11 protein-coding genes are annotated in these 13,038 nt (G+C 49.9%); 10 read left to right on the top strand and 1 reads right to left on the bottom strand.

Going from position 1 to position 13,038, the window contains the following annotated elements:
- Positions 1 to 209: 209 nt before the first annotated feature.
- Positions 210 to 791, bottom strand: a complete 582-nt coding sequence (locus BLT26_RS15450; protein WP_091516756.1) for an LOG family protein — start codon at positions 789 to 791, stop codon at positions 210 to 212.
- Between the two features lie 262 nt (positions 792 to 1,053).
- Between BLT26_RS15450 and BLT26_RS15445 the strand changes: the two genes are divergently transcribed.
- The 10 genes from BLT26_RS15445 (at position 1,054) to BLT26_RS16425 (ending at position 12,991) form a co-directional block, all read left to right on the top strand.
- Positions 1,054 to 2,850 carry a DUF885 domain-containing protein gene (locus tag BLT26_RS15445; RefSeq protein WP_091516753.1) on the top strand — a complete coding sequence of 599 codons (1,797 nt, stop codon included), beginning with the start codon at positions 1,054 to 1,056 and terminating at the stop codon, positions 2,848 to 2,850.
- Between the two features lie 281 nt (positions 2,851 to 3,131).
- Entirely contained in the window at positions 3,132 to 3,764 is a 633-nt protein-coding gene (locus tag BLT26_RS15440; RefSeq protein WP_091516751.1) for a type I restriction enzyme HsdR N-terminal domain-containing protein, read from the top strand.
- A 103-nt stretch (positions 3,765 to 3,867) separates the two neighbouring features.
- Positions 3,868 to 4,323 (top strand): hypothetical protein, encoded by a 456-nt coding sequence (locus BLT26_RS16430; protein WP_139169632.1) that lies wholly within the window; start codon positions 3,868 to 3,870, stop codon positions 4,321 to 4,323.
- 20 nt (positions 4,324 to 4,343) lie between these two features.
- Positions 4,344 to 6,602, top strand: a complete 2,259-nt coding sequence (locus tag BLT26_RS15435; protein ID WP_091516748.1) for an AAA family ATPase — start codon at positions 4,344 to 4,346, stop codon at positions 6,600 to 6,602.
- Positions 6,603 to 7,113: 511 nt separating this feature from the next.
- On the top strand, positions 7,114 to 8,409 hold the full coding sequence (locus BLT26_RS15430) for a S41 family peptidase (protein WP_091516744.1): 1,296 nt from the start codon (positions 7,114 to 7,116) through the stop codon (positions 8,407 to 8,409).
- 344 nt (positions 8,410 to 8,753) lie between these two features.
- Positions 8,754 to 9,221, top strand: a complete 468-nt coding sequence (locus tag BLT26_RS15425; protein WP_091516741.1) for a hypothetical protein — start codon at positions 8,754 to 8,756, stop codon at positions 9,219 to 9,221.
- An 842-nt stretch (positions 9,222 to 10,063) separates the two neighbouring features.
- Positions 10,064 to 10,747, top strand: a complete 684-nt coding sequence (locus BLT26_RS15415; RefSeq protein WP_091516733.1) for an HNH endonuclease — start codon at positions 10,064 to 10,066, stop codon at positions 10,745 to 10,747.
- Positions 10,748 to 10,805: 58 nt separating this feature from the next.
- Complete coding sequence (locus tag BLT26_RS15410; RefSeq protein WP_139169629.1) at positions 10,806 to 11,450, top strand: hypothetical protein; 645 nt, start codon at positions 10,806 to 10,808, stop codon at positions 11,448 to 11,450.
- Between the two features lie 93 nt (positions 11,451 to 11,543).
- Positions 11,544 to 12,122, top strand: coding sequence for a DUF3592 domain-containing protein (locus BLT26_RS16775; protein ID WP_091516724.1), 579 nt, complete (start codon positions 11,544 to 11,546; stop codon positions 12,120 to 12,122).
- Between the two features lie 335 nt (positions 12,123 to 12,457).
- A complete protein-coding gene (locus tag BLT26_RS16425; RefSeq protein WP_139169628.1) occupies positions 12,458 to 12,991 on the top strand; it encodes a hypothetical protein in 534 nt (177 codons plus the stop codon).
- Positions 12,992 to 13,038 lie beyond the last annotated feature (47 nt).

The raw sequence follows: 13,038 nt of genomic DNA, 5'->3' as shown, positions 1-13,038 counted from the left end.
TCTAAGTCTAGTAACCACGCGATTCAGGGGGGATACCCAAAACTTATTCACAGAACTATCCAAGGAATGTGTGGGTAACAGAAACTTCACGAATAGAAGCAAGAGGCACGAGCCGGCAGCCCAGCGAAGTAAGCGCCACCTAACCGCCCCGGCGTTGTGAAACCGCAATTGATAATTCAATCCAGTTGCCTGAAGGCTGTGGATACCCGTCACAGCTCGTCGCGCGACAGCCGCTGGTCCATGGCCGGCGGCCGGTAGTCCTCCATCATTTTCAACAGCCGCGCCGGGTCGTCCGCCTCCAGCAGCATCTCGCGGTATTGCGGCTTCAGCAGCTGCTCTTCCACGCAATGGTCCAGGAAGCTGGCCAGGTGGCGGAAGTAGCCGGCCACGTCCAGCAGGCCACAGGGCTTCTGGTGAAAACCCAGCTGGGCCCAGGTGAGTATCTCGAACAGCTCCTCCAGGGTGCCCAGCCCGCCGGGCAGGGCAATAAAGCCGTCGGAGAGCTCTTCCATTAGTGCCTTGCGCTCGTGCATCGAAGACACCACCCGCATGTCCGTCACCCGGGGGTGGGGCACTTCCCGGACCGCCAGCGCGTCCGGAATCACCCCGATCACGCGCCCGCCCCGGTCCAGCACCTCGTCCGCCAGCGTCCCCATGATGCCAATACCGGCGCCGCCGTACACCAGCCCGATATCCCGCGCCACCAGCTCCGCCGCCAGCGCACCGGCCGCCTGCAGGTACTCGGGCCGCCGCCCGGGATTGGAACCGCAATAGACGCAGATGTAGTTCACCTGTCCTCCTTATTCCTTGCCTCCGCCCTCACAACCACCGCCGCCGCACCACATCGATGGCTCCAGTAATGTTAGCGCTTACTTATATAGGGGAAGGGCGGCCCGCCCGTGAAAAAAACTGCACCGCCGTGCAATCTCGTGTAATCGATTACCCGCCATCCGCTGCCCCTTTTCGGTGCATGTCGTGATATCGTCACATGGCCCATATCACAAAAAAATCGGGCACGATAACAACAACACACAGATATCGTGGAGAAGTACTATGGCGAGCATCCCGGCCCGTCTGCGCAATTTCCTGCCCATCCTGCTGGCCACCACCTGGCTGGCAGTCACCACCAGCGCCCCCGGCGCCCGCGCCGCGGATGCAGCCGACCGGCTGCAGGCCATCATCGATGAGCACTGGCAGTACAGCCTGCGGGAAAACCCCATCATGGCCGGGCGCATGGGCGTGGCCGACTACAACGATCGCCTGCCGGGCGTGGCGCCGGAAGACCGCGCGCGGCGCCTCAAGGCCGAGCAGCAGTTCCTGGCCCGCCTGCAGAAGATAGACGCCAGCAAGCTGGATGACAGCGACCGGGTCAACCGCGACCTGCTGGAATGGGTGCTGGGTATCTCCGTCGACCACAACCAGCTGTACCTGGATCGCATCCCCTTCAACACCTTCTCCAGTTTCTACACCGGCGCGCTGCGGGCCAGCGACGGCCTGGCCATGACCAGCGCGGAAGACTACCGGGATTACATCGCCCGCATCCGCGACTTCGGCCGCTACTTCGACGAGAACATTGCCAACATGCGCCAGGGCATCCGCGACGGCTTCGTGCTGCCGCAGATAGTGGTGCAGGGCGTGGCGCCCACCGTGCGCGCCCAGGTCTATAAAGACCCGACACAAAGCAGCCTCTACCAGCCGTTCGCGCATATGCCCGCTTCCATGCCCGCAGGCGAACAGGAAAAACTGCAGGCCGAAGGTAAAAAGGCGATCAGTGAAGTGGCCATGCCGGCCTTCGCGCGCCTGGCGGACTTCCTCGAGGGCGACTACATGGATGCCGCCACCGAGACCATCGGCGTCGAGCAGCTGCCCGGCGGCGAGGACTACTACCGCTACACCATCCGCCGCTATGTGACCCTGGACCTGTCCCCGGACCAGATCCACCAGGTGGGCCTGAAAGAGGTAGCGCGCATCCGCGCCGAGATGGAGGCGCTGATCGAGGAGAGCGGCTTCGACGGCAGCTTCGAGGAATTCACCGAGTTCCTGCGCACCGATCCGCGGTTCTACGCCGAGACCCCGGAGGGCCTGCTGAAGGAAGCCGCTTACATCTCCAAGAAGATCGACTACCGCCTGCCGGAATTCTTCGGCAAGCTGCCGCGCCTGCCCTACGGCGTGGTGCCGGTGCCGGACGAGATTGCCCCCAACTACACCACCGCCTCCTACAACCCGGCCGCCATCGGCGGCACCCGCGGCGGCGCCTACTGGGTGAACACCCACGCGCTGGACCAGCGCCCCCTGTACGAACTGCCGGCGCTGACCCTGCACGAGGCCGTGCCCGGCCACCACCTGCAGGGCGCGCTCAGCCAGGAACTGGAAAACGTCCCCGACTTCCGCCGCAACCTGTACATCAGCGCCTTCGGCGAGGGCTGGGCACTCTACACCGAACGCCTGGGCAAAGAGATGGAAGGTATCTACACCACGCCGTACGAGCACTTCGGCCGCCTCAGCTACGAAATGTGGCGCGCCGCGCGCCTGGTCATCGACACCGGCATCCACTCCCAGGGCTGGACCCGCCAGCAGGCGCTGGACTTCCTGGCCGACAACACCTCCCTGTCACCGGCCAACGTGCGCGCCGAGGTAGACCGCTACATCTCCTGGCCGGGCCAGGCGCTGTCTTACAAGATGGGGGAGATCAAGATTCGCGAACTCAGAGCGAAGGCGGAGAAGGAGCTGGGGGAGGAGTTTGATATCCGGGCGTTTCATGATGCGGTATTGGCTAATGGGGCTTTGCCGATGGGGATGTTGGAGGGGGAGATGGAGCGGTTTGTTGAGGATGCTAAAGGGAAAAGCTGACTTGTCCTCACTGGATGAGCTCGCCGATGTTGCCTGTCCATATGCAATCGGGACACAAGTAGCCGGACGCGGATCACTAGCCGCGTCGTCTATCCGCGGCGAAATTTGCGTGAGTCTTTGACTCTAATGCGGTACGGATTGTGATAAAACGACAGAAATAAAGTCCGCAAAACGCGGCGTGTCGCGTTTTGTCAGAGACGCAGAAGATAATAGACCCATAATGCTTATATAAAGGCGCGCCCTTCGAATAAAATTTTAAGTGTAATATGGAGTTTTGAGCATTGACAGAAGTAGAAGCAATTAATTATCTAATTCAAGAATTGATAGAGTTGGGTTATCCAGAGAGTTCCATTCGCTTTGAGTTTGCTGTCAGCGATGGAAAAGGGCATCGAAAATACATTGATGTAGCTATTATCGACCCTGACTCAAATGATGTTGTAGCTATAATCGAAGTAAAGAAAGGGTGCAGAGATAACGCTTTAAGCAACGCTGCAAGGCAAGTTATATCATACGCAAAACTTCTTCCATCTAGTCCTTTGTCTCTTGTATATATCTTCGACACAGGGGGCAAGAAAATTGGTGTTGTCAATGAGTCCGATGGCAGCGTAACACTTATCCCATCGCCACCGTCATTCAAGTCTCTGCTCACTGGTGGTCGTGCCCAGAATAAGGTTGAAGTAAAGAGTAAATCTAATAGGGTTACAGACAGTTTCAGTCTCGCTTGCTACTTAATGGCTATCCTGGTTGGCATAATTCTTACTCTAGATATTCTAAATATTTACAAATTCAGTTCTCAGCAATTAACCCTTCTTGGTATTTTTGTCGGACTCTTGGTTATACCATATGCGGCGAAGTTCAAGCTGCTAGGCATGGAGTTTGAGCGTTATAGCGGCAGCAAAGCAAAAAGCAATTAACAAACACAGGCAGTAAGCTTCGGCCCTACGCTCCTGCGCGGGACGACTTACGCTACTCTTCAGCCGCCACTGATGCGAACGTTATAAAAGGTGAGTTCTGAGAATGGTTGAAATACTCAATGCAAACAACGTCTCCTTAAGCCTTATCACATTGCTATCTCTGGTTGTTAATGCAGTGACCATATACCACTGGATATCTCAGGAAAAAAGAGAGAAAAGCCAGAATAAGCAAGCCTTTCACTTACTAATGGGGTTGGCGCATTCAACAAATAAAAGAAGCTCGATGATCGTTCGAAGAATAGAGTCTTTGAAGGAGGAAGGGAGGGTCAATGACGATAGCATGATCTTTCTTGAAAATATGTGGTCAGAATCGAGAGCTACGGCAGATAACCTACTTGCGGCAGCAAAGGCACTCAGTTCGGAAGATTCTGAATCACTACCGTATGACAGCGATGAGTTAATGGCGATTGCCGCAAACAAAACCAATCAACATCGTTCCGATTACGGAGGATTGCATAAACAGACAGCTCGGTCGACCACTAAAGCGGCGACTAACTGAAACGTCCAAGTGGAGTTGCGATGTTAAAATCATTAAAGAAAATACAGTCATTTGGTGTCTTCAACAACTTCAGTAGCTCATCCGAACTTGAAGATTTTAATGAAAAAAACATTATATATGGTTGGAACTATTCAGGAAAAACTACTTTTTCTAGAGTCTTCTCAACTTTAGAGCATAGAGCCACCCACCCTGATTTTCCGGCCGGAAAATTTACGTTTGATTTAACGGATGGCACAAAATTAGATGAGCACAATTTCAAAGATAACGCACCTTTGGTGAGGGTGTTCAATTCAGAATTTATTGAAAACAACTTGAGTTGGGACGGTGAGTCTTTCAACCCCATTCTTCTTTTGGGTGAAGACACTATTGAGGCCGAAAAGAAAATTGAAAAACTTTCGATTTCGGTTGAGCGCTGTAGAACTGGGTACAAGAAAAAGAAAAATGTAGATAAAGAAATTGAAAAACTGGTCAGCTCCTTGAAAACAAACACCGCTAAACAAATCAAAAACACGCTCAATATAGTAGAAGCCTACACAGCGACTCATCTAGATAAAACAATAGCTCTTTTGCCCAAACCTATTAGCCAATCTGTACTAAGCGATAGCGAAGTAACATCTAAGTTAAAGAAAGCATTAGCAACTGATACCGATAGATTAGAAAAAGTTCAAAGCATAAGTATACAACTTGGGGCAAGGGGGTTTTTCGACAAGTGCAACGCAAAACTTAAGGAAACACCTTCCTTTTCTTCCGTTATCGAGTATTTGAGAGATAACCCTGCCATTTCAGATTGGATTGAAAAAGGGCTATCTATAAACGAGGGAAAGACTAATTGTGAGTTTTGTGGAGGGAAGATTGAAGAAAAAAGAATTAGAGATTTTAAATCACACTTCTCTAAAGATCTGGCCAGATATAAAGAAGAATTGAAAAGTCTAATGAGGCATGCTGAAAAGCTCCCAAAAACTTACGTGCACCTTAATGAAAATCAGCTGTACCCAGAGTTTAGAACTAACATTGAAGAGCTGAACGTTCGTATCGAAAGCTCAATTGAGGAGTATAACCATCAAATTGAGAGACTGATAAATAATCTTAAAGCGAAGCATGATGCGCCATTTTCAGAAGTCGGTGAAATTCTATACTCTAGCGGTCCCGAAGATTTAATCAGAGAATTGTTGAAGCGGATAAACGATGCAATTTATCGATCAAATAAGGCCACTGAAAATTTTGATGATCAGAAACAGGTAGCTATTGATGAACTAAAGAAGCACTATGCGGCAACCTTCCTGATAGATAATGAAATTGATAGAAAAGTAGCTAAGAGAAAAATACTCTCAAATCATAAGAAAAAATATAGAAGCATAGCTGAGAATTTTAAAGCTGAAGTGCAGGAATTGCAGGCCTCGATAAGTAAAGCTCAAAAAGGCAGAGAGGTTCTTAACGAATATATATCCAATTTTCTTGGCCGAGACGAAATTCGGATTGAAGTGGTTGAGATAGATGGATATGAAAGATTTAGGCTTTCTAGAGAGGGGAGTCTCGCCAAAAATCTGAGTGAAGGTGAAAAATCTGCCATTGCATTTTCATTCTTCCTAACGAAGTTAGCGGAGCTCAAGGAGCTTAATCAGGTTATTGTATATATTGATGATCCTATTTCGAGTCTTGATAGCAACCACATATTCCAAGTGAATGCATTGATTAAAGATTATTTCTTCGGAAAGTTTGAAAATCAAGATGGTGGCTCTTTGCAATGGCAATGTAAGTGCAAGCAAATCTTTATATCAACTCATAACTTCGAATTTTTTTCTCTGCTCAAAGAGTTGCCGCTAGGAAATAAAAAAAGTGCATATTTTCAGGTCAAGAGAGTTTCTAGTAAGGAATCTAAAATCGTTAACTTACCAAAGTCAATCGAGATGTATTCCTCGGAGTACCACTATCTCTTCAGTATTATTTATCGCTTCCATGAAAGCGAAGATAAGGAAGACCTAGAGTTGCTTTTGTCAATACCGAATGCGGTAAGGCGGTTTGTCGAGTTATATACATACTCTAGAATACCAAGCTTCACCCGAGATACAGTAGATCAGCGGGCAGAACAGTTGTTTGGAGCCCAGAAATCTAAAAGAATTTTGAAAGTACTTCATTATTTTAGCCACTTGAATAATATTGAAAGGTTGGCCAATAATTCGGACCTGGTATGTGATATAGGTAATGCCGTTGACGACATAATGAAACATCTACAGACAGACAAAGCTCATTACGAAGCTCTATTGTCATCAGTGGCCTAGCATTGCACTTGGCAAAGAAACTCGAATAAAGAAGAATAAAAGGACACCCACCAATCGGGAAATTAATAGGACACCCACCAATTGGGAATCAGGCACGAAAAGGATTGGACATAAAAAGGACACCCATCAATTGGGCAATTCCCTGTAGACCGCTCCGAACCCGGCTGCCAAGTGTTAGATGATGGGGAATTCGCTTCGCCGCAAAGATGATGTGTGGAAGGCGATGCCAGATAACATTACCGGCACGAGCCAGCCCCTCGCAGTAAGCATGCGATAGCGCCCGTTAAGAGAAAAGCGAGGTTTCAGGGAATAGACGGCGGGGATAGGTAACGCTCACAGTCGCGAACGCCCTGTGCCCAGCGCTTGCCGAGCCGCTCACACGCACAATAATTGGGGTCAGAGTAAAATATTGACGCACTAATGCACTTATGATCCTGCTTGAATCGAGAGGCCTATGAGCTCGAAGGGATAGCCAAAAATAATAACTCTGCAAATTGATCAAGGAAGAAGAATGTTTAAAGGATTACATGTAGCCATCCTCGCCGGATTGGCCTTGTTTAGCGGTTCTTCCGCATCAGCATTGCCCCCTACCGAGGCAGAGAAGTGGCAGGATGATATCGAGGTATATCGCCATACGCTCGAACAGCGGCACATCAACCTGTATCACTCAGTTGGTAAGCACGACTTCCAGGGTGCACTGCAAGTCCTCAAGGAAGACCTCCCCAGGCTCACAGAAGATCAGGTAATGGTCGAGCTGATGCGCATCAGCCGGCTGGTGGGAGACGGCCATACCCGCGTGCCATTCTGGAGCACGGATCACCAGCATTACCCGCTGCTGTTCCAGTTCATGGATGGCGAGTTGCGCCTGCTGCGTACCGGGCCGGAACACCGTCGCTTGCTGGGGCGCAAGCTGGTGGCGGTGGGGGAGATGCCCACCGCAGAGGTAGTCGAAAAGCTGGAACCCGTGGTACAGACCGTGGAGAACGAATACTCCCTGCGCAGCCACCTGCCGTATCACCTCAATGTCGCAGACATACTGGCGGGCCTGGGTATCGTGGATGATCCTGCCTCCGCCACCTTTACCCTTGAGGACGAGCGTGGCCAGCGGGAAATGGTCACGTTGGAAGCCATTTCCTGCTCGGATTACCGTGAGAGCGTCACCGTCCGCTACGCGGAGCAGATTGTGCCCTTCGGGGAAAAGCTGGTGACCGAGTCAGAGTACCTGTGGCTGACCGCCGATGAGGAGCGTCGCGTGGCCTACGTCTACTTTGCCCGCTACCCATCCTTCTCCGACATGGGGTCCTTTGCCGAGGATGTGCGCGAGTACCTGGACGACCACCGCATCCGCAACCTGGTCATTGACCTGCGGGACAACACCGGCGGCGACTTCTTTGTCGGCCTGCGCTTCGCCCACCAGATGATCCTGGTGGACGGGCTGGACTGGGACGGCGGCATCTACACCCTGATCGGCAACGCCACCTTCTCCGCAGGCATGAGCAACGCCGCCCACTTCCGCGAAATGTTTAACGCCACCCTGGTAGGCGAACCCACCGGGGGCAACCCGGTGGGTTACCAGGACATGGACAGCTTCACGCTGCCCAACTCCGGTATCGAAGTCAACTACTCCAAGCGCCTGTACCGCTTCCAGGACCAGGCCTCCCAGGGTATCCAGCCGGACGTATTGATACCAACCCGCTGGGCGGATTACCGCGTGGGCCGGGATGCGGTGCTGGACTGGGTGCTGGAGGATATTACCGCGCGCTATTCCGGGTCTGTGGACAAGGCGGCCGAAGTCACCGCTCAATAAGGCAGTCAAGAATTACCGGGCCAGACAGTTTATACCTCAACCTGATTGGCCGGACTGCAAATAAAAAGAACACTCACTATTTGAATAATTGCATCGAGTCAACTTCGCAGAAACAGCCGCTTTTGGTGGTTGTGAATAAAAGAGCTAAGTTAAAGTAGAAAACATTCTTTCGAATAATAAAAAAGAGTAGGAAGGACGAAAACGTTACTATTGAAGCTCAAGAGAGATTTGTGGGGAGAAATAACTAAAAAGTAACTTCCCAAGATGGTAATCTAACAGAAATTTTTAGTTTATTACGAAAATCGTACTTTATTTACGTAGGTCGGTGACTTAAGGAGGAAGTAATGAGTATTGTAAACACCGTCAGAGAATTTTTAGTGGCTACATTTTGGCCATGGTTTAAGGAATATGCTTGGCCAATAATTAAGCAGCATTTGATTGAGATTATTTCATCGCTTGTCAAGATAATAAGCGAAAAAATACAGGGCAAAATGGCAGAAAAGGCAAGCAGCCAAGTTAATGATTTTGAAGTGCAAGCAGCAAAAGCCGAACAGTCTGCTATGGATTCACTAGATCCAAATGAGATTAAAAAATTAAAGCGTGAGGCTCAAATTTGGAGAGAAGTAGCGGAGAGACTAAAGAAAGATAATGCCGCTCTTGTAAAGGATCTCGCCGAAATTGCAGAGAAGTCCAAAATAGATACGATTAACTCCTTGAAAAATACAGAGCTAGACATAGCCACCGAAGGTGAAAATGCAATTTTCACTATAGGGGGAACTGCGAGAAGCCTGCCACTAGTTGAGGGGAAATAAATAGGACACCCATCAATTTTGTCGTTCCCTGTAGGTTTATCCGAATTAGGTTGCTTTGTATTAAATGGTGGACGATAAGCCTCGTCGTAGAAGAGAATTGAGTATAGTCACGGCAGATCGCGTTCCTGATACGAGCCAGACCCTCGCAGTAAGGCCGCGATAGCGTCGGTTAATAGCAAAGCAAGGTTTTAGGGAGTAGACGGCGGGGATAAGCAGCGCTCGCAGTCGCGAATGCCATGGGTCCAGCGCTTGCCAAGCTGCTCTCACGCACTCCGCACGGTGTGAACGCTGACGACGAGTGACTTAAAGCGGCTCTCGAAGTTACGGTTGAGATACAGCCAGTGCCTGGATCAATTTGTAGCCGCTCGAGGATCGGCGGCAGACTGCTATCGATAGCTCCGTGCTTGCCTTTGCGTAGAATGCGCCCGCTCCAGTCCACCAGCTCGATATAGTCCTGCGTCCGGAACGGCATGCCCTCCGGCATGGTTTCCCTGGGATCGCCTGCAAAGGACAGCAGCACGTCCGGCTGGCGGCCATCTCTCGCAGCAGAGATGCGGCGCTGGATTGAGGTGTGGTCCGAACTTTCCGTAGTGTCGGCCATTCTGGCGCGGATCGGATTCAGGTCCACGTAGGCCAATATAGTACTGGCTCCGGAATGACATCCGCTCCGGCATGGGCTCCCGGGGATCGCTACCTAAGCACAGGCGGTGCTTAGCCTGTCGTTGAATCTGTGGGGTTAGAATAAGATTTGGATAGCTGGCATCGACGAGAAACCTGATGGCTAGAATATACGCTCATCGTAGTCTTTGGCGACGCACGCATCATAATGTTAGGGGTAATCCTTGAGTGAGAACTGGACAGAAGAAGAGCTTAAGGCATCTGTAGATGTCTACGTAGAAATGCACCGACGAGAAAGCAGTGCGCAGGCGTTCACTAAGAAGTCGTACTATGAAATGCTTGCAAATAGGTTTGGCCGTACTCCCAAGTCATATGAATACCGAATGCAAAATATTTCATATGTGTACGCCCTTCAAGGCCGTCGCTGGATTTCAGGTCTGAAGCCAGCACGCAATGTTGGAGCCAATGTAATCCGGGTTCTGGAAAGGCTCATTGCCGACAGTGAAGGGCAACACATTGGTTCAAGCGCCGCCTTCGAGGCTTCCGTTGAAAAGCTTCGGAAGAATCCGCCGTCATTGCCGCCGAAGGGGAACAAGAAGCCACCTGCAACGCAGTCCTCAGTAACCCAGTTTGTCAGAGACCCCGAAGTAGTGGCCTGGGTATTAGCTACGGCGGCTGGAAATTGTGAGTGCTGTGGTAATCCTGCGCCCTTCATGCGAGAAGATGGCTCGCCATTTTTAGAGGTGCACCACGTTGAGCGACTCGCGGATGGGGGCGAAGATACAATCAACAATGCTGCCGCCCTGTGTCCTAATTGCCACCGACAACTTCACTACGGTGCTCAAAAGCAGAAGCTGGCCCAAGAACTCCGCAGAAAAATTTCTCGGCTGAGGCTGACAACTAGCTGATATTGAGCAATTCTACATATAGAACCCTACGCACAACCTTAAAAGCTCGGAAATAATCATGGCGTTACCAGGACTACTAATCGAATACCTTGTTGTAGGCGCAATGGCCTTATTGTGGCTTTTCCCAATGATGGAGGTACCATTTCAGGCTGCCGCTCCTCTTACCCAGGCTGTAATGATTACACCTGTCGTTTACGTGTTAGGAATGTTCATTGACGCACTTGCTTATATGATCACCTCTAAGTTCCCGATAAAGAAATATTCATTAAAGGCGTTACTTAAAGGCTATGTCCTCCGTAAAGATGAGTTTGAAAATGTACGTAAAAATGCCGGAAATATTTTTCTAGGAGAAAGTGGAGCAAGCTCTAAAGGATTGATTAGCGTGTACACAAAGAAGCCAGAGCTTGTAAGCGAATTAAATTCAAGAAGCAGTAGAGATCGTATCGCTAGAGGTGCATTTGTAAATATCTTATTGCTTTGGATAACAAGTAAGCTCTTGGGGCCGACTGAAGTCGACTTTCTAGATTCGATTGCTCACAGTAATTGGATGATCATAAGCATCTTCTCCCTCATTGTATGGGGCTTCCTAGAGATACACAGCTATTCATTTGAGTTGCGAATTGGAGAAGTTCTACGTGAGGGTGGCAGCACAGAACACGATATATTGGAAAATTTTCCGGAAGCGGAAACTTATTCCAGTTGATAAGCCAGAATACGAATTAGTGCGGCCTAATATGTTGAACCTGTTACGTTTAATTTGCTATTGGAGTAGACACTATTGGTATCAGATGAAAAGATGAGTCTTAAAGTGAAACTATTTTTATGGCTGCTTCTGGCGACAGCACTTAGCGCTATTTATGCCTATATCGTCGCAGGCGAATTTTCGATCAACCTGTTATGTGGGCTGGTAACAGTTCTCGGTATCTGGGGCCTGGTATATACGACAGGGTCTATGCGCAGATCTTGTAGCAGCTACGATTGGGTCCCGCGGGAATACCGAGTTGCTTCGTCAACAGTTATCTTTGAGCGAGGATCTTCGGACGGCATCAACCACAGGTACAAGCCAAAATATGAGCTTGAATATGAGTATGGTGGGAAGACCTACCGGCGCCTTAATGACGACATAAACCTCCACCTCGGCGAGCTTTTCGCCACACTTCACGATGCCACGAATCATATAGAGCGGGTCAGGGCGGGACTTTACGGCCGTTATTTATTTGTAAACCCGGATAACCCCGCAGAGGCATTTGTACGCCGCGGAATCACTCGGGACCAGATTGGAACACTGGTTTTCTGTGTAATCGTGATAGTCCTGGCATTCCTAACGGTAACGGACCTCATCGAGTGGCTGTCTCACACAACCATTATTCAATAGTTTTAAAAAATAAAATAATTGGGTCAGAGTAAAATGTTGGCGTGCCGGCAAATAAAGCGGAGCCCCGAGACTTAATTGACCTCGGTAAGGCATGCCACCTCCGCAGCTCCCAGCGCCTCATTGCGTACGTAGTGATGGGAGAGCACAGAGCCCCTGCACAGCTGGTGCCAGCGCTCCACCACTTCTTGCAGCTCCCACTCAGCCGCCTATCCAGTGAGGTGGATAAATAAACCAGCATTTTCCACAAGCAGAAAGGGCTTTCAATGCGGATGGTGCGTAATCGTTTTTAGTTGGTGGATGTCCAGGTTTGGGCACTAGCGTAAGGCGGGATCTTCATGGCGAAATCTTTAGGGAAAAGCGTGTTCACATTCCAAGAGATATTTTCTCCCTGGCACAGAGTCTTCTATTTTTTTGTCGCAGTATTTTGGGCGTCTCCACTGCTGGTTCTGGATTTGGTTCCTCCAACACCACGCTGGATGCTAGTGGTTCTGGTATTCACATTTCTTCCATTCTTTCTTTGGTATTCGTTTGGTAGGAGAATCATTCAGATCTGTCCGGCAGAGCAAGTCGTGAAAATCCATTACGGGATAGTAAAACCTATCTTCACCCGTACCCTTCCGCTTAATAGCTTCGAAAGGGTAGACATCAGGGCGCGTCACGATACTGTTTATTCAGATGTAGTAACATCGAGTGATGTTCCTCACAGGCCAATAAAGCCGTCAACCAAGGTAACATTGCAATTGCGACTTGTGGGTCAGCGAAGTCTGGTCGCCTATGAAATGGGATTCTCAGAAACGGATGAAGCATTCGCAGAAGAAGCGCGGGCTCACATGTGCGAACTAAAAAGACAGGTAGAAGCCTTCCTTTGACGGGGATATATTCATATCGCTGAGTAGGGTGAAATTAAGTTCGTTCT

Origin of the sequence: Microbulbifer yueqingensis, assembly GCF_900100355.1 — a bacterium.
Lineage (GTDB): Bacteria > Pseudomonadota > Gammaproteobacteria > Pseudomonadales > Cellvibrionaceae > Microbulbifer > Microbulbifer yueqingensis.
Note: the sequence above shows the minus strand (reverse complement) of the source record. Positions and strands in the feature narration are given on the sequence as shown.